Raw genomic sequence first — 17,692 nt, 5'->3', positions numbered from 1 at the left:
TCTCTTTGTAAGAATCAGTCCGTGACAGAATGCGCATCATAGTGGAAGCTATCGAATTGCGCAATTTTTATACAGCCATCATGACTGATTGAAGCGAAAAATCGGTAACAGGTAGCGTTGAGACTGTAAAACAATAGTCTCCAGCGTATCAGCATCCAGTTGACGCCAAAGACGCTGATACCAGATATCATCACCTTCGCCACGTACTATCATGTTGCCTTCATAGGCTTGCAGAAACTTACTGCGCGCTTTTTGCAACGTTGCATCGTCATCTAACATGGCATCATTTGCGGCGTCATAACAGGTTTTTATCCATGCACCGCCGCTTTCCGGCAATACCAGCAATGGTGACGACATGCCTTCCCGATACCCCTCAATGAGTTGCGACAGATACAGCAACGCCTGTTCTGCATCCAGCGGCGGAAAACGCCATTCCCCGTCTTTACGCAGGAATAATCGGCTCTCTCCCGTACCGCCACTCGCACAATAGACAAGATGTTCCAGCCAAAGTTGCACGCCCTGCGCAATGCTGATCAAAGATGGGCGCCAGCGCAACAAACCGTCCTCTTGTACCTGCGGCAACCAACCGGTGATTTGTACGCCGTTACAGTTAAGATCGATTTCCACGCTCTGACAGGGCTGACGACAGGCGATAATACGCTCAGCCAGCGACTGCATCTCCTGACGCTGCGTATCCCACAGAATTTCGCCAAACGGCCCATAGGGTAGCGTGCCCGCCGCGCGAAAACGGCGGAACAGTCGTTCAGCGTCGTTCTCTTCAACCAGTGTATTAAGCAATTGCTGATTAAGCTGATAGCGGGTTAATCCTTCAAGGGTGAAAGGCTCCGTGTCCGGGATCTCACTCTCTTCAGAGCGGAAGTTGACCCTCAGACGCATCTGGAAAAAGGCGCGTACCGGATGTGCCCAAAATCGCTGCAGTGTTTCCAGCGTTAGCGTTTCTGGCATTTCAAAAGGAAGAGGCTGCACAAAATCCGTGTGCGCTTTTCCTGACAGACTCGCCGCAGGCAGCCATTCCCGGGCATAGCTTTGCTGTTCACCCGGCAAATAGTTTTGTGCATCAAAGGGCATACGGGTATGCAAACGGGTAATGTGCGCTTTTACCCTTGCCTCGCTTTGATCGCAGGTCAACAATTCGTCACCCGGCAGATAATGGCTTTGCCCAATGTAGTCCATCAGTTCTTGCACCAGCACCGACGGGAAGCGCTCACTGTTATCCTGGATAGAGCGGCCAATGTAGCTGATGTAGAGCGTCTGCTGTGCCGAAATCAATGCTTCGAGGAACAGATAGCGGTCATCATCACGACGGCTGCGATCGCCCCGCATCGGTTTTTGACTCATTAAATCAAAGCCCAGCGGCGCAAGCTGGCGTGGATAAACGCCATCGTTCATACCCAGCAGGCACACCACTTTAAACGGAATGGAGCGCATCGGCATCAGCGTACAAATGTTAACGGGACCCGCCAGGAAGCGCTGGCTGATGCGTTCCTGATCAAGGCGCTGGGCCAGCTCATCACGTAACAGAGAGAGCGGTATAGCATCGCCGTACTCGGCCCCTAAACCTTCGGTGATAATAGCCTGCCACTGCTGTTCAATCAGCGTCATCGCCGCTTCGGTATCCGCGTCCGGCAGGAAGAAATCATTGAGCATTTCCCGACAAACAGGTAGCCACTCTTCCAGCGGTCGTTCCTGCGCTAACCCTCTACGCCAAAGATTAAGCTGCATCAGCAACGAGGCCAGATGCCCTACCAGCTCGGCAATCAAACCGCTGGACTCATCGTAAGGCAATACCGATTGCCACTCGCCCTGCGCGCTTTCCATCGCGTAGCCGAGCAGCATACGCGTTAAACCAAATTGCCAGGTATGCTGACCTGTAGGCGGAAGTTCCAGTTCACGCACGTTATCGTCGTCAATTCCCCAACGAATCCCGGATTCATTGACCCATAAGCGAAGATAGCGCAACCCTTCTTCATCAATGTTGAAACGCGCCGCCAGCACGGGGACATCCAGTAACGCCAGGACATCCTCTGAGACAAAACGGCTATCCGGTAGAGACAGCAGACTAATAAAAGCCTGTAAGACGGGATGAGACTGGCGTGCCCGACGGTCGGAAATCGCATAAGGTAAGTAACGCTCGGCTGGTGCACTGCCAAAGACTGACTGAATGAATGGGCTATAGCTGTCGATGTCCGCCACCATCACGATAATATCGCGCGGCGTCAGCGTTGGGTCCGCTTCCAGCATCGCCAACAGCCGGTCATGCAGAATTTCCACCTCGCGCTGTGGGCTATGGCAGACATGGAAAGTCACGCTGGTATCGTTCAGATCAAGCCGGCGTTTATTGTCACTACGGGAATATTCTTCCAGCGTGACGCCCGCCACGGCATGACTTTCGAGTTCCAGAATATCTGATTGAATATTATGCAAAAGGTTGTCAGGCGTAATGTCGACAAACGCATCCAGTTCCTGACTATTTTCCAGCTCCGAAAGCAAATAAATGTAATCACGCCCCAGCTTGCCCCACGAGGCCAGCATCGGGTTGCCCACATCCTGTTCGCCATCGCTGTTAAATAATCCTTCGGCTTTCTGGTTATCACGAAACAGCGGCAGGTGCCGTTCTTCAAAGCTGTGCCGACGCTGACGCGCCATCAGCTTCGCCAGCCAGGCAGGATCTTTAATATCTCCCCAGTAGTAGCGACAAGGGTTGGTAAACAGCAGATGAATATCGATGTGCTTACCCAGCGCTTGCAATGCCTGCAAATAAACCGGCGGCAGCGCCGAAATACCGCAAATAAAGACGCGAGAAGGCAGTCCCTGCGGGCACTCGGACGCGTTTTCCAACGTATGAATAAATCGTTGGTATAAATTGGCACGATGCCAACGCGGCTGGCCCAACTCCGCGGTGTATTCCACCAGCGCTTTCCACAACGGTGCCTGCCAGGCCTGAGACTCGCCGAGTCCCTCAACCAGTCGCCCCGCTTCCCACTGGGTCAACCAGTCAGGGCGGTAGACTAAATACTGGTCGAAAAGGTCAGCCGCGCGCGAGGAAAGCTGAAAAAGCTTACGTTTATCGGTGTCGTCCGTCAGATAGTGGCGCAGCAATGCAAAGTCATCGCCATCCAGCAATTGCGGCAACAGCGTCATCAACTTCCAGCTCATGCTCTGTTTGCTGAACGCGCTCTCTTTCGGGATATCCGGCAGCACGCGCACAAACATATCCCAGATAAAACTCGCGGGCAGCGGAAAATCGATATTGGCGGCAATACTAAACTTCTGTGCAAGAGTCATTTGTAACCACTGCGCCATACCGGTACTTTGAACCAGGATCATCTCAGGCTCAAAGGGGTCGTCCAGCCGCTCGCGCTCAACGATAAACTCCATTAACGCTTCCAGCACATCCAGACGGTTGGAGTGGTAGACCCTTAACATAGCGACTCCTGACTACTGACGATTCGGGCAATGCAGACGCGTCATCTGACCCTGCCTGCCGAGGGGTGAAGAAATTATGACGTTGATGCTGACACATCCCGCTCTCGTTGTCTGCATTCGGTTAACCTGCCAGTTCACAGGCGATGAAAACTGGTACAGCTGGCTTTGCTGCCAGGCGTGACGCCAGAGTTGTTGATACTGGTTTCTGATAATAAAGCTGTTCATTAGCACCCGCTGGTATCCTGACAACGCGGTCACAATCATGATCATCAGTACCATTGCCAGCATAACTTCCGGCAGACTAAAGCCACGCTGACTGTTCAGGGGATCTGGCATAACGTCTGCTCCTTAATCGGACAAAAATCGCTCCAGCCATGCGCCGAGAATTCTATGTTGCCATCAATAACCGCCCCCTGACGCCATAAAAATACTCCTTCATAGTGGGCGATTAGCAGCACGAAATTATTGGTAAGCAGGCGCAGGCAAACCGCGGCATTCTGCGTGGGATCGCGCCGACACTGTACAACGGGTTGTAAGCGCCAGGGTTGTATACGCCCCCATTCCATCGCGGATTGCACTACCGCCTGACGCTGCAGCGCCTGACTTTGTGTGACCACACGCGCAGCAAAACTAGCCTCCTGTCTGCTAACGCCTTCCAGCAGCAGACTACCGAGCACCAGCAGCAACAGGACCATTGCCAGAGAGGATACGCCTCGCTCACGATTCACAGGTTGAATCCCGTAACGCTGTAGACCGCTTCAACAACTTTTTGTGGTTCGTCATTGCTCACTCCACGCAAACGCAGCGTAAGAAGCGGGGAATATCCGCTGAAATTCAGCCGTTCAACCTGGAATGCCTCAATCTGGATGGTAGTCTGATCGGTCATTTTCTCCCATCCTTTTCCAGTGCAACCGGTGGCTCCACGCAGGGTTTCCAATACCTTGTCCTGTAGACGAAACCCGATAGCATCAGCCTCTTTCGCGGAACTGCTCTCCCAAACGCCGTTGCCGTTGACATCCCAGCGTGCAATGACACAGTCCCCCTTAGCCGATATCACCAGTCCCTCTCCGACACAGTTTCCCCGGCAATACCCCGCCCGTTGAAGATGCTTCGCCACGGTGTAGGCTCGCTGCCATATTTCATCTTCCAGCGCTAACTGGCGCGTGTTACGCAGAATCTCTCGCTGTAGCGCCGGTAAAAATCGTGCCGAGCTAAGTAATAAAATACTGCTAATCGCCATGGCAATGAGCACCTCCAGCAGTGAAAATCCCCGTTCGTTTACTGACATAATCTGGCCTCATCGCGCTCACAAAGCCTGATTCGCCCCCAGCCAGACACCACCACGCGCCATTCCCCTGCCGCATTTTTCAGGCGTATATGTCCGGCCCATGCCGTATTGCGCAGTCCAAAAAAAGCCAGTGAAGGCGTGATATCTGCCATTTCGACATCAGCCCAGAGTGGCGCAAATATCAACGGTGAAACAGGCTGACACGAAGCTTGTGATGTCGCTGAGCTTGCCAGACACCATGTCCCCCCTTCGCGGAGTACGTTGATGACGTGATCACGATTACGCCAGTTAGCATCTTCACGCAGTTGCAGCAGGTAGTCCCGCACCTGGCAGGCGGTCTGCCACAGCCGCTGTTGCTGCTGCCAGCGCTGCCAACCATACAGCCCAGATGCACCAAGCGCCGCGACGATCAGCATCGCAATCAGGGTTTCGAGAAGCGTGTAACCTTGTTGTTTTTTCATGTCGCCAGTATGGCGTGAGGAAAATGAATAACGAGCGGGAAATTCGGTTTCTACGGCGAGCTACGGGAAATATTCGTCGCGTTGCAGACCGTTGCACTACTTCAGGAATGTTCGCCGAAGAACGTGATTTTAGACAAAAAAAACCGACGCTCACGGGCGTCGGTTGTGTCAGCATAAAGCTGGTTAGATAGCCACCGGCGCTTTAATACCCGGGTGCGGATCGTAGCCTTCAATTTCGAAGTCTTCGAAGCGATAGTCAAAGATAGATTCAGGCTTACGTTTGATAACCAGTTTCGGCAACGCGCGAGGTTCACGGCTAAGCTGCAGATGCGTTTGATCCATATGATTGCTGTACAAGTGCGTGTCGCCACCGGTCCAGACAAAATCACCCACTTCCAGATCACACTGCTGCGCCATCATGTGTACCAGCAAAGCGTAGCTGGCAATGTTAAACGGCAGGCCGAGGAACACATCGCACGAACGCTGATACAGCTGACAGGAGAGCTTGCCATCCGCGACGTAAAACTGGAAGAACGCATGGCACGGTGCCAGCGCCATTTTATCCAGCTCACCGACGTTCCATGCAGAAACGATAATGCGGCGAGAGTCCGGGTCATTTTTAAGCTGGTTTAACACGGTGGTGATCTGGTCAATATGGCGACCATCTGGCGTAGGCCACGCGCGCCACTGTTTACCATAAACCGGGCCTAAATTACCGTTTTCATCCGCCCATTCGTCCCAGATTGAGACGTTGTTTTCATGCAGATAGGCAACGTTAGTGTCGCCCTGCAAAAACCACAGCAGCTCATGAATGATCGAGCGTAAATGGCAGCGTTTCGTCGTAACCAGCGGGAACCCTTCCTGCAGATTAAAACGCATCTGATGACCAAAAATGGAAAGCGTTCCGGTTCCGGTACGGTCGTTTTTCTGTGTGCCTTCATCCAGCACTTTTTGCATCAGTTCTAAATACTGTTTCATGGTTCCTCAGGAAACGTGTTGCTGTGGGCTGCGGCGGTACGCCCAAACCATCATAATAATGCCTGCGACAATCATCGGGATAGAGAGGATCTGCCCCATGCTGATGTACTGTACCCAGGTGCCAGTAAACTGCGCATCCGGCTGGCGGAAGAATTCAACGATAATACGAAACGCGCCATAACCAATCAGGAACAGACCGGATACCGAGCCCATTGGACGCGGCTTACGAATGTACAGGTTGAGAATGATAAACAGCACAACACCCTCGAGCGCCATCTCATAAAGCTGTGAGGCGTGGCGCGGCAGCGAGCCGTAGGTATCAAAAATAGACTGCCATTGCGGGTTAGATTGCAGTAGTAAAATATCTTCGGTACGGGAGCCCGGGAACAGCATGGCGTACTTGAAGTTCGGGTCAACGCGTCCCCACAGCTCACCATTGATAAAGTTACCCAGACGCCCTGCACCCAGACCAAACGGAATCAGCGGGGCAATGAAATCAGAAACCTGGAAGAACGAACGTTTGGTGCGTTTGGCGAAGATAATCATCACCAGGATCACACCGATAAGTCCACCGTGGAAGGACATACCGCCGTCCCAGACGCGGAACAGATACAGGGGATTATCGAGGAATAACTCGAAGTTATAGAACAGTACGTAACCAATACGCCCACCGAGGAAAACCCCGAGGAAGCCCGCATACAGTAAGTTTTCTACTTCATTTTTGGTCCAGCCACTGCCCGGGCGATTCGCGCGGCGCGTCGCCAGCCACATCGCAAAAATAAACCCCACCAAATACATTAAGCCGTACCAGTGAAGCGCGACGGGTCCGATTGAGAAAATGACCGGATCGAAATCCGGAAAATGCAGATAGCTACTGGTCATCTGTCACCACAAGTTCTTGTTATTTCGCTGAAGTCAGACAGCAATTGATAAGCGCGCCTGCATAATGCAGGCGCTCCAAAGGTGCGAATGATAGCACAAGGGGTTAGAAGCGGATGCCGGGAAGATGTAAAAGATCTGTATAAGTAATCTTTACCCCGTAATGCCTGATGACGCTACGCTTATCAGGCCTACAATCCTCCGCGAATCAATCCCCCCATGCCGCGGCGCTCCATAAAGGCCGCTACCTGATGGCGTACCTCAGCCGCCATCTGCGCTTCCAGGCTGCGCTGCGCCAGCGTTTGCGCCTCATCAAAATCGATATGACGCAGCAGATATTTTACGCGAGCGACAGAACGACCGTTCATCGACAAATGACGGAAACCCAGGCCGATCAGAATAGCCACGCACATCGGGTCGCCCGCCATTTCACCGCACAGTCGTAAATCGATACCGCTTCTTTCGGCTTCCTGCGCAATCATCGCCAGCGCACGTAACATCCCCGGATGCAGACTGTCATAAATGCTGGCTACCCGTGTGTTGTTACGATCGACGGCCAGTATGTACTGGGTAAGATCGTTGGTTCCGACTGAGATAAAGTCAATCCGGTTTGTCAGATGCGGCAGCATGAACACCATCGACGGAACTTCCAGCATGATGCCAATGCGCGGTTTCGGGATCTCGTAACCGATCATCTCCTCCACTTCGCGTCCGGCGCGTTCAATCAAACGTCGCGCTTCGTCCACTTCATCAATGCTGGTTACCATCGGCAGCAAAATGCTGAGGTTGCCGGTTGCCGCGTTGGCACGCAGCATGGCGCGAACCTGGATCAAAAAGATCTCTGGCTGATCGAGCGTTATGCGGATCCCTCGCCAGCCAAGGCACGGGTTCTCTTCACTGATCGGCATGTAGGGCAGCTGTTTATCGGCACCGACATCCAGCGTACGTAGGGTCACCGGCTTGTCGTTAAACATTTGCAGCATGCCCTGATACTGCGCAACCTGTTCTTCTTCCGAAGGAAAACCGCTTTGCAGCATGAACGGGATTTCGGTGCGATACAGGCCAATACCGTCGATCCTGCTACCCAGCTTTTCTTCATGTTCCGGGCTGAGACCCGCATTGAGCATCACCTTCACGCGCTCGCCGCTTTTCAACTGTGCTGGCTGGTTGACGTCGTCTTCCGCCAGGCGGCTCAGCTCAATTTCTTCACTGATAAGACGCTGGTATTCCTGAATCAATACCGGTTCCGGATCGACCAGCAGTTCACCGCGATAACCGTCCACCACCAGCGTGCGGCGATGCAGCACCGACGGCTGGATATCGGCCCCCATAACGGTAGGGATACCCAGCGCACGAACCATAATTGCCGCATGAGAGTTGGCTGCGCCGTCCCGGACAACCACGCCGACTAACCGGTCCTGAGGAAGCTCCGCCAGCGTGGTCGCCGAAAGTTCATCCGCCACCAGTACGAAGCGTTCCGGCCAGGCATTCGGCCCCTGGATAGAGTCGTCAAGGTGGAACAGCAGACGCTGGCCGAGCGCGCGTAAATCTCCGGCCCGCTCTTTGAGGTAGTTATCGCTCAGCGCGGCAAATTGTTCGGCAAACTTTTCAATGATCGTTTTAACCGCCCACTCGGCCACTGAACCGTTATCCACTTCCGCAAACAGCTCGCGGCGCAGACGGGTATCGGAAAGCAAGTGCGAGTAAAGATCAAAGATCGCCGCCGTTTCTTTCTGCGCCCCAGCGGTAAAACGCTTGCTGTAACGGCGGAATTCGTTCGCCGCCTCTTCCAACGCACCGGTCAGTCGCTCGCGCTCAAGCACCGGATCCAGCGTTGAAGCCTGATAGACCTGCTCCATCAGCGGTAGCGTCGCATCCTGCCAGCCTTCAGCTATTGCCACGCCGGGGGCGGCAGGCAATGCACGGATGCGCGTTTGCCGGTATTGACCGAACAGCGCGTTTAGTTGCGACTGCGAAAGTATGGCCGCCATTTGCGTGGCGAGCGTGACGAGGAAAGACTCTTCACTTTCATCGTACTGACGCAGTTCACGCTGCTGCACCACCAGCACACCTAAAAGCTGGCGGCGCTGAATGATCGGTACGCCCAGGAATGCACGAAAACGCTCTTCTTTTACCGAAGGTATGTATTTAAAGCTGGGATGTTTTTGCGCATCGGCGAGGTTGATAGGTTCCGCCAGCCTGCCAACCAGGCCAACGATACCTTCATCAAACGCGAGTGCGACAGTGCGACCACGTGGTTTTTTCAGTCCCCGGGTCGCCATGAGGTAATAACAACGTCGATCGTGATCGGCCAGATAAACCGAACAGACCTCAGTATCCATCGCAAGACAGATGTCGGTAACCAGTATATTCAGCGCTTCATTCAGACGCGGAGCACTGGCCACCTTTTCGACTATTTCGCGCAGGCGGGTGAGCATAATTTGCGTAGCTTAACCTCTTTTACGTCTGTACGCAGGTGTGCTTTGCGGCTTAGGAGTGCTCTCCTGAAGCGCCATGACAACACTTGCGAATTCTTTCATCACCCTGCGATAGACATCGCGTTTAAATGACACCACCTGTCGAACCGGATACCAGTAACTCACCCAGCGCCAGCCGTCGAACTCAGGTGTACTGCTGGTTTGCATATTGATTTCAGCATCGCTGCTGACCAATTGCAGAAGAAACCATTTTTGTTTCTGGCCGATACAAACCGGCTTCGTGTCCCAACGCACCAAACGTTTCGGTAACTTGTAACGCAACCAGTTACGAGTAGAAGCAAGGATCCGTACATCTTTACGACTGAGACCCACTTCTTCAAAGAGTTCCCGGTACATCGCCTGCTCTGCTGTCTCTCCTGCGTTGATCCCACCTTGTGGAAATTGCCAGGAGTGCTGACCAAATCGCCGGGCCCACATGACCTGCCCCTGGCGGTTACAAATTACTATCCCTACATTCGGGCGGTAGCCATCGTCATCAATCACCGGACTACCTCAACATAAACCTTATATACAAACGATTGTTTCACACTCCTGAGGGGCGGTAAACCACTCTGTTAAGGGTGCGATATTCTAATAACAATTGAATAACTCACAGTTAAAGGCCGAGTTATAAACAGAAGAAGGGCAAGCAAGGCGATTTTATTCACCTTTTCTGTGGATATAGTTGTGAAGAAGTACGGAATTACTATGGGAAAACCCAGAACAGTCCGAATAAGACATTCGTCACAGAGTAAAAATAGTCTTATACATTCATAAAGTTAAAACTGATCCACGCAGATAAACACACAGAAATGTGATGTACATCACTCATACGATCTTCACGCTGATGAAAGATCGACCAGCGTCGGTTTTATCCACAGATTATGCCAATAAGTTAGGCACAATTTGTGTGAAAATTCGATTTTCGTCGCACGTCAAGGCTGTAAATTGAAACAGTAGTGGGGGTTTTTCACAGTTATCCCATCTTTCTGTGGATAACATGGTGTAAGATCCTGTTCATTGTCAGTGACCAGAATTGGAAAACCCGCTTCGCTGTTGCGCAACTCTGCAAACGTGAATCTAAAAACCAATATAAATCATATAATTGAATAAAGCATGTGGAAAAAGATAAACTCTGTCCACACGGTATAAAATCATTGCTTATTTTTTCACCTAAGGGTTAACCCGATGCCAGAACTCCGTCCGTTGCTTTCTCCCCCTGAATCTGAAGCCCAGTTGCTGAGCCAAGCACGACAGCTTTCGGGCTACGCGTTAGGAGAATTAGCGGCAATGGCGGGAATCGTTACGCCGAAGGATCTTAAGCGCGATAAAGGCTGGATTGGCGTGCTACTGGAAATCTGGCTCGGTGCCAGCGCGGGCAGTAAACCAGAGCAGGATTTTGCGGCGCTGGGCGTGGAGCTGAAAACGATCCCTGTGGACAGTCTTGGCAGACCGCTGGAAACCACCTTTGTGTGCGTGGCACCGTTAACCGGCAATACCGGCGTCACCTGGGAAACCAGCCATGTACGGCACAAACTCAAACGCGTTCTGTGGATCCCGGTAGAAGGCGAACGCAGCATCCCGCTGGCTGAGCGCCGCGTCGGCTCTCCCTTGCTGTGGAGCCCGAATGAAGAAGAGGACCGGCAATTGCGTCTGGACTGGGAAGAATTAATGGACATGATTGTGTTAGGTCACGTCGAACGCATCACCGCTCGCCATGGGGAAGTACTGCAACTGCGTCCTAAAGCCGCTAACGCCCGCGCGCTAACCGAGGCCATTGGTGCCAACGGCGAGCCCATCCTGACCCTGCCACGCGGCTTTTATCTGAAAAAGAACTTCACCCGCGCATTGCTTGAGCGACATTTCTTGCTCCAGGCGCAATAGGCACCGCCCGGCCTTTCACCCGCCGCGTTACGGGCCTATAATTACCGCTTCTTTTTTTTGGCAGGACTTTGTTCGATGTTATTTGCATGGATAACCGATCCTAACGCCTGGCTTGCGCTCGGTACGCTGACGCTGCTGGAGATCGTTCTTGGGATCGACAATATTATTTTCCTTTCTCTGGTTGTAGCCAAACTCCCGACAGCGCAACGCAATCATGCCCGACGTATTGGGCTGGCGGCGGCGATGATCATGCGTCTGGCTCTGCTGGCTTCTATCGCCTGGGTAACGCGACTGACAAACCCGCTATTCGAGTTGTTTGGCGAGGCAATATCAGCACGCGACCTGATCCTTCTGCTGGGGGGATTGTTCCTGATCTGGAAAGCCAGCAAGGAGATCCACGAATCCATTGAAGGTGAGGAAGAGGGGTTAAAAACCCGCGTATCTTCTTTCCTGGGCGCGATTGTGCAGATCATGTTGTTAGACATTATCTTCAGTCTGGATTCCGTGATTACTGCGGTTGGTTTGTCCGATCATCTGTTTATCATGATGGCGGCAGTAGTGATTGCCGTAGGCGTGATGATGTTTGCTGCTCGCCCAATTGGTGAGTTTGTCGATCGCCACCCTTCAGTAAAAATGCTGGCGCTCTCGTTCCTGATTCTGGTCGGTTTTACGCTGATTCTGGAAAGTTTCGACGTCCACGTTCCGAAAGGATATATCTATTTCGCCATGTTCTTCTCTATCGCGGTAGAGACCCTGAATCTGTGGCGTAATAAAAAAAATCCGCTCTGATAAAATTCATCGCTCCCCGCAAGGGGAGCGAATGCCCACCACACCTACCCCTTCTCACAGTTTAAGATTTTACTGCTTTCACCCTGCACAACTTCGCGTTATTACTAAACTATTGTCAGACGCAGGCCATGTGAGGATAAGCAGATGAAAAAATGGGCAGTTTTGATTTCCGCCGTAGGACTGGCTTTTGCCGTTTCCGGATGCAGCAGCGATTATGTAATGGCGACAAAAGATGGTCGAATGATCCTGACCGATGGAAAACCAGAAATTGACGATGATACCGGTCTGGTGAGCTATCACGACCAGCAGGGCAATGCGATGCAGATTAACCGCGATGATGTGTCCCAAATCATTGAACGCTGATGGTTGAGGTCAGCAGCGCGCTGGCCTTAACAATTTTACTTTCCTTTTTCGCTTCCCTCAGCCATTTTTATAATCCTTATGTCGTGATTATAAAAAGGAAACGGCTATGCAATATCACCGTATACCCCACAGCTCGCTGGAAGTCAGTACACTGGGGCTGGGCACAATGACGTTTGGTGAACAAAACAGCGAAGCCGACGCACATGCACAGCTCGATTATGCCGTAGCACAGGGCATTAATTTGATCGACGTTGCCGAGATGTATCCGGTACCGCCGCGTCCTGAAACCCAGGGTCTCACAGAAACCTACGTAGGTAACTGGCTCGCCAAACACGGCAGCCGCGAAAAGCTGATCGTCGCTTCTAAGGTCAGTGGACCATCACGCAACAACGACAGCGGCATCCGCCCGAATCAGGCGCTGGATCGAAAAAATATCCGTGAAGCGCTGCACGACAGCCTGAAAAGACTGCAAACCGATTACCTGGATCTGTATCAGGTTCACTGGCCGCAGCGCCCGACCAACTGCTTTGGTAAGTTAGGCTACAGCTGGACAGACTCCGCGCCGGTCGTTTCCCTGCTGGATACGCTGGACGCGCTGGCCGAGTTTCAGCGCGCCGGGAAAATTCGCTACATCGGCGTTTCTAATGAAACCACTTTTGGCGTGATGCGCTATCTGCACCTGGCGGACAAACACGATCTGCCACGCATCGCCACCATCCAGAACCCCTACAGCCTGCTGAACCGCAGCTTTGAGGTTGGACTGGCAGAAGTGAGCCAGTATGAAGGCGTTGAGCTGCTGGCCTACTCTTGCCTGGGCTTCGGTACATTAACCGGGAAATACCTGAATGGCGCGAAACCTGCCGGTGCACGCAATACGCTGTTTAGCCGTTTCACGCGCTACAGCGGCGAGCAGACGCAGAAAGCCGTTGCGGCCTATGTGGATATCGCGAAACGCCATAATCTGGATCCTGCGCAAATGGCGCTGGCATTCGTGCGTCGTCAGCCGTTTGTCGCCAGCACTTTGCTGGGCGCCACGACCATGGAGCAGCTAAAAACCAACGTTGAAAGTCTGCATCTGGAGTTGAGCGAGGAAGTGCTGGCAGAGATTGAAGCGGTGCATCAGGTGTATACCTATCCTGCACCTTAACATTTAGCGCCTGATGGCGCTGCGCTTATCAGGCCTACAGACAGCGTTCCCTGTAGGCCTGATTGCAACGGCATATAACAGACTAATGGCGGCGCTGCCAAATCCACAGCGCCGCAATCGCCAGCGCAAACAGCGCACCGAACCCAATACCAATCGCTACCGCCGGGATCCCCACCAGCACCGCCAGTGAGTAAATACCCAGCATCAGTAGCATCGCGCTGTTTTCACCCAGGTTCTGCACCGCAATCGCATTACCTGCGCCGACGCTTTTCTTACCCCGCTCCTGCAGTAACGCATTCAGCGGCACCACAAAGAACCCACCACACACGCCGATAAGCATCAGCAATGCGTAGGCCGGAAGCAGCGAATGTTGAAGAGAAAAAATCAGCACCACGACGCCAATCAGGATCCCTGCAGGCATACAGCGCGACACAGTTTCCAGCGTCACCAGCTTCGCAGCCGCCCCCGCGCCGACGACAATCCCGATCGCTACCATGGCATTGAGATAGGTCGGCGTGGCGTTATCGGTGATGCCGAGCGCCACCGGAACCCACAGTACCAGCAGAAAACGCAGCGTAACGCCCGCCCCCCAAAAAAGGCTGGTTCCCACCAACGAGAAGCGTGTTTCACCGTTGCGCCACAGCGAAGAGGCGGCACAGAAGAAACTGCGCGTCATTTTCCCCAGATGCCAGGACTGGCCAGGGCGAGCCGCGGCCAGTTTCGGGATATACAGGTTAGCGACCACTGCGCCAGCATAGGCCAGCGCACAGGCAGAAAGCGCGGCAATCACGTGCCAGTCGGCCAGAACGCCGCCGGCGACAGAACCGAGCAAAATCGCGGCAATGGTGGAAGCTTCCATCAGGCCGTTGGCTTTCACCAGTTTGTCGCCGGTGGTCAGTTCACCGAGAATGCCATACTTGGCCGGTGAATACGCCGCCGCGCCAATCCCCACTAGCGTATACCCGAGAAACGGATTAATGCCGAAGCAAATACTTGCCGCACCCAGCAGTTTCAGGGAGTTCGCGAACATCATCACTCTGCCTTTGGCAAAGCTATCCGCCACCTGTCCAACAAACGGCGCAAACAGAATGTAAGCACCCACAAACACCATTTGCAGGATAGGCTGGCTCCAGTCCGGATAAAATTGCTCCTTCAGCAACGCCAGCGTAGCAAACAGCAACGCGTTATCGCCAAACGCAGACAGAAACTGCGCGGCGATAACGGACATCATCCCTTTGGACCAGATTGACGTGTTAGTGTGCACTGACTCACTCATGTTGTTTTTCCGGCTCATCGACCCAGCTTTTCAGCGTAACAAAATCCGGCTTACCGCTGCCGAGTAATGGGAGTTGCTTCAGGTGGCGTATATCACGCGGTACGGCGAGTTCAGGTACGCCGTGTGCCCGCGCATACTGCTGGAGTTTTTCACGCGTGAGTTCGCTATCAGTGGTAAACAGCACCAGCGCCTCACCTTTGCTGGCATCACTCTTGATCGCAGTGGCGTGCATTTTGTCTGCTGACACCGCCAACGCCAGTTGCTCAACCATTTCCAGCGACACCATCTCTCCGGCAATTTTAGCAAAACGCTTAGCGCGCCCCTGAATCTGTACAAAGCCGTTTTCATCAAAGCGCACGATGTCTCCGGTGTCATACCAGCCGCGCTCAATCTCACCTTGCGCATTCTCTGCCGTTGGCACCTCCAGCACCCCAGGTTTTTCGACGCGCAAATATCCGCTCATAATATTAGGGCCTTTCAGCTGTAAACGCCCACCGTCCTCAATTCCCGGAACGGCCAACAGTCGAGCATCCATACCAGGCAAGATGCGCCCTACCGTTCCCGATTTTGCCGCCATCGGTACGTTAATCGACACCACCGGCGCACATTCCGTCACCCCATAGCCCTCAAGGACACGCAGGCCAAATTTCTCCTGCCATAGTTGCTTTGTGCTGTCCTGCAGTTTTTCTGCTCCCGCAACCACATAGCGCAGGCGATGGAAATCGTAAGGATGCGCGAAACGCGCGTAGTTGCCGAGGAACGTTGACGTACCAAACAACACGGTGCAGTTCCGGTCGTATACCAGCTCTGGCACAATGCGGTAATGCAGCGGGCTGGGATAAAGAAACACTTCTGCGCCAGTCAGTAGCGGCGTGAATAATCCCACCGTTAGCCCAAAGGAGTGGAACAGCGGCAGCGCCGACATAAAGCGGTCATCGGCGGTGAAATCGGCAATCGTTTTAATCTGCTCAACGTTCGCCAGAATGCTTTTATGACTGTGAACCACGCCTTTCGGATGGCCTTCTGAACCGGAGGTAAAGAGGATCACCGCAGCGTCTTCCGGCTGCTGCTTCACCTGCGCCAGATGCGGTGCCAGCAGATGTGAGAAAATCCACAGCTTATCGCTAAAGGTCACATCGGCTTTCAAGTCCTCCAGATACACCCAACGCACCTGGGTGAGCTGTTCTGGTAAATGCCAGAGTTTGCCTTTATCGAGAAACTGTCGGGATGTGAAGATCGTCTTTATTTCAGACGCAGTAATGGCGCTGGTTAATCCTTTCACACCCGCGGTGTAGTTCATCATGGCTGGAATGCGTCGACGCGCAATGGCGCCAAAAATGACCGCCGCGCTGATTCCCGCATTTGGCAGCATCAGGCCGATTCTTTCACCCTCGGTGCTGTATTTTTCCAGAATACGCGCGACAAACAGCGTTTTCGTCAGCAGTTTGCGGTAGCTGTCCGGAGTGAAATTAATATCTTCAATGCAGTTTTTGCCTGCGCCAAAACGGTATTTCGCCGCCAGCAGCGACTCGTAGAGCGTCTCACGCGGACGAACCGCCATGCGTGCTTCCATCATAATTTGATGCAGCATCTCTCCGGCGATTTTACGGCGATCGCGAGCTCGCGGTGCTTCCGGCATCGGCAGTTGTGTCGGCGGTAAGATGTGTAAGCGGATGCGCGGGAAGAATCGCTGTTTAACCAAACCTTTCAGGCGGCTAAAGCGGGAAAGCTCTGCGCCCTCAATGCGCACAGGTACGACCGTCGCTCCCGACTTAGCGGCGACAAACCCGGCACCGTCATAGATTTTCATTAACGAGCCGGTGGTCGAAATACGCCCTTCCGGAAAGATAACCACCGGGCGGCCCTGTTCGACCAGACGAACCAGATGTTTAATCGACATCGGTTTGGTTGGATCTAACGGTACGAAATCAATCAGCGGGGTTAGCCAGCGCATATACCATTGCTGGCTGATCGAGGTGTAAACAGCGAAGACGGGACGAATCGGTAAAAAGAGCGCCAACAGGATGCCGTCTATAAATGAGACATGGTTGGGAGTGATTAGAACGCGTTCTCCCTGTAGCGCGCTGACATCGCCCGTGACGCGAACGCGGAAAAGCACGCGAAACAGATTACGAAAAAAGCCAAATAGCATCTCAACTCCCTGTGCCATTAATTATATAAACATCAATGGTGGGAGAGTATACGAGTTGGGGAATAGGCGCGACAGGTAACTGTTAAATACAATCCGAAAAAAAACCTGCGCATCCGCGCAGGTTGGTGCAAGAGACAGGTACGAAGTGCGTACCGAATAATCTCACCAATCAATACCTCTGGGATCTTGATTGTGGTCGTCAGCAGCCAGATACGCCAGTGCGAAAACGCAAAGGAATGAACCCAAATGCAACGAGTTGTGTAAATTATCGGTTACTGTTACAGATAGGCTGAAGGTAAAAAAAAACCTGCGCATCTGCGCAGGCTGGTGTAATTCTAGTGATCAACCCGAAAGTTGATTTCACCTATCAATACCTCTGGGATCTCAACTCTAGCAATCTGCTCAGTTCCCTCACCAGCGAACAATCGCAACAGCACATCGCAAAGTGTAAGCAAAAATTAGCATTTTCTATTTTCTGTCTTACTTCGCTCGTGTGCGCTCACATTTGCGACGTTCTGACGGGCAATCTGCTTGAACAGCCAGCCATTTTC

General features: G+C 52.9%; 15 protein-coding genes. 4 read left to right on the top strand and 11 right to left on the bottom strand.

The window, feature by feature from the left end; all coding sequences use genetic code 11:
• Positions 1-78: 78 nt before the first annotated feature.
• The 9 genes from recC to rppH all read right to left on the bottom strand — a co-directional run bounded on the left by recC (position 79) and on the right by rppH (position 10,034).
• Positions 79-3,447 carry an exodeoxyribonuclease V subunit gamma gene (gene recC / locus OGV71_RS24115; protein WP_204583301.1) on the bottom strand — a complete coding sequence of 1,123 codons (3,369 nt, stop codon included), beginning with the start codon at positions 3,445-3,447 and terminating at the stop codon, positions 79-81.
• Between the two features lie 12 nt (positions 3,448-3,459).
• Positions 3,460-3,783, bottom strand: coding sequence for a prepilin-type N-terminal cleavage/methylation domain-containing protein (locus OGV71_RS24110; protein ID WP_003846470.1), 324 nt, complete (start codon positions 3,781-3,783; stop codon positions 3,460-3,462).
• Complete coding sequence (locus OGV71_RS24105; RefSeq protein WP_086550438.1) at positions 3,768-4,175, bottom strand: DUF2509 family protein; 408 nt, start codon at positions 4,173-4,175, stop codon at positions 3,768-3,770. The genes OGV71_RS24110 and OGV71_RS24105 overlap by 16 nt, the downstream gene beginning before the upstream one ends.
• On the bottom strand, positions 4,172-4,735 hold the full coding sequence (locus OGV71_RS24100; protein ID WP_003033995.1) for a prepilin peptidase-dependent protein: 564 nt from the start codon (positions 4,733-4,735) through the stop codon (positions 4,172-4,174). Before OGV71_RS24100 ends, OGV71_RS24105 begins: the two co-directional genes overlap by 4 nt.
• On the bottom strand, positions 4,726-5,196 hold the full coding sequence (locus OGV71_RS24095; RefSeq protein ID WP_003033993.1) for a prepilin peptidase-dependent protein: 471 nt from the start codon (positions 5,194-5,196) through the stop codon (positions 4,726-4,728). Before OGV71_RS24095 ends, OGV71_RS24100 begins: the two co-directional genes overlap by 10 nt.
• A 183-nt stretch (positions 5,197-5,379) precedes the next feature.
• Entirely contained in the window at positions 5,380-6,174 is a 795-nt protein-coding gene (gene thyA / locus OGV71_RS24090; RefSeq protein ID WP_003033990.1) for a thymidylate synthase, read from the bottom strand.
• Positions 6,175-6,180: 6 nt separating this feature from the next.
• A complete protein-coding gene (lgt, locus tag OGV71_RS24085) occupies positions 6,181-7,056 on the bottom strand; it encodes a prolipoprotein diacylglyceryl transferase (RefSeq protein ID WP_003033987.1) in 876 nt (291 codons plus the stop codon).
• Positions 7,057-7,244: 188 nt separating this feature from the next.
• Positions 7,245-9,491 carry a phosphoenolpyruvate--protein phosphotransferase gene (ptsP, locus tag OGV71_RS24080; RefSeq protein WP_003033984.1) on the bottom strand — a complete coding sequence of 749 codons (2,247 nt, stop codon included), beginning with the start codon at positions 9,489-9,491 and terminating at the stop codon, positions 7,245-7,247.
• Positions 9,492-9,503: 12 nt separating this feature from the next.
• Positions 9,504-10,034, bottom strand: a complete 531-nt coding sequence (rppH, locus tag OGV71_RS24075) for an RNA pyrophosphohydrolase (protein ID WP_003033982.1) — start codon at positions 10,032-10,034, stop codon at positions 9,504-9,506.
• A 684-nt stretch (positions 10,035-10,718) separates the two neighbouring features.
• Here rppH and mutH point away from each other — a divergent pair.
• The 4 genes from mutH (at position 10,719) to OGV71_RS24055 (ending at position 13,713) form a co-directional block, all read left to right on the top strand.
• A complete protein-coding gene (mutH, locus tag OGV71_RS24070) occupies positions 10,719-11,414 on the top strand; it encodes a DNA mismatch repair endonuclease MutH (RefSeq protein WP_071697461.1) in 696 nt (231 codons plus the stop codon).
• Between the two features lie 75 nt (positions 11,415-11,489).
• The gene (locus tag OGV71_RS24065; protein WP_003033961.1) at positions 11,490-12,203 is read left to right on the top strand and encodes a TerC family protein; all 714 of its coding nucleotides are present in this window, start codon (positions 11,490-11,492) and stop codon (positions 12,201-12,203) included.
• A 144-nt stretch (positions 12,204-12,347) separates the two neighbouring features.
• Positions 12,348-12,566, top strand: coding sequence for a lipoprotein YgdR (ygdR, locus tag OGV71_RS24060; protein WP_000758660.1), 219 nt, complete (start codon positions 12,348-12,350; stop codon positions 12,564-12,566).
• 106 nt (positions 12,567-12,672) lie between these two features.
• Positions 12,673-13,713 (top strand): NADP(H)-dependent aldo-keto reductase, encoded by a 1,041-nt coding sequence (locus OGV71_RS24055; protein ID WP_204583300.1) that lies wholly within the window; start codon positions 12,673-12,675, stop codon positions 13,711-13,713.
• 82 nt (positions 13,714-13,795) lie between these two features.
• On the opposite strand, the gene lplT is transcribed toward OGV71_RS24055, so the two are convergent.
• Both lplT and aas read right to left on the bottom strand, forming a co-directional pair.
• On the bottom strand, positions 13,796-14,989 hold the full coding sequence (lplT, locus tag OGV71_RS24050; RefSeq protein WP_003033951.1) for a lysophospholipid transporter LplT: 1,194 nt from the start codon (positions 14,987-14,989) through the stop codon (positions 13,796-13,798).
• On the bottom strand, positions 14,982-17,141 hold the full coding sequence (gene aas / locus OGV71_RS24045; protein ID WP_003033949.1) for a bifunctional acyl-ACP--phospholipid O-acyltransferase/long-chain-fatty-acid--ACP ligase: 2,160 nt from the start codon (positions 17,139-17,141) through the stop codon (positions 14,982-14,984). Before aas ends, lplT begins: the two co-directional genes overlap by 8 nt.
• Positions 17,142-17,692: the final 551 nt, after the last annotated feature.

This window comes from Citrobacter sp. Cf088, from assembly GCF_030334295.1.
Classification (GTDB): Bacteria; Pseudomonadota; Gammaproteobacteria; order Enterobacterales; family Enterobacteriaceae; genus Citrobacter; species Citrobacter freundii.
The sequence above is the reverse complement of the archived record's forward strand: the minus strand, read 5'-3'. Positions and strand labels throughout refer to the sequence as shown.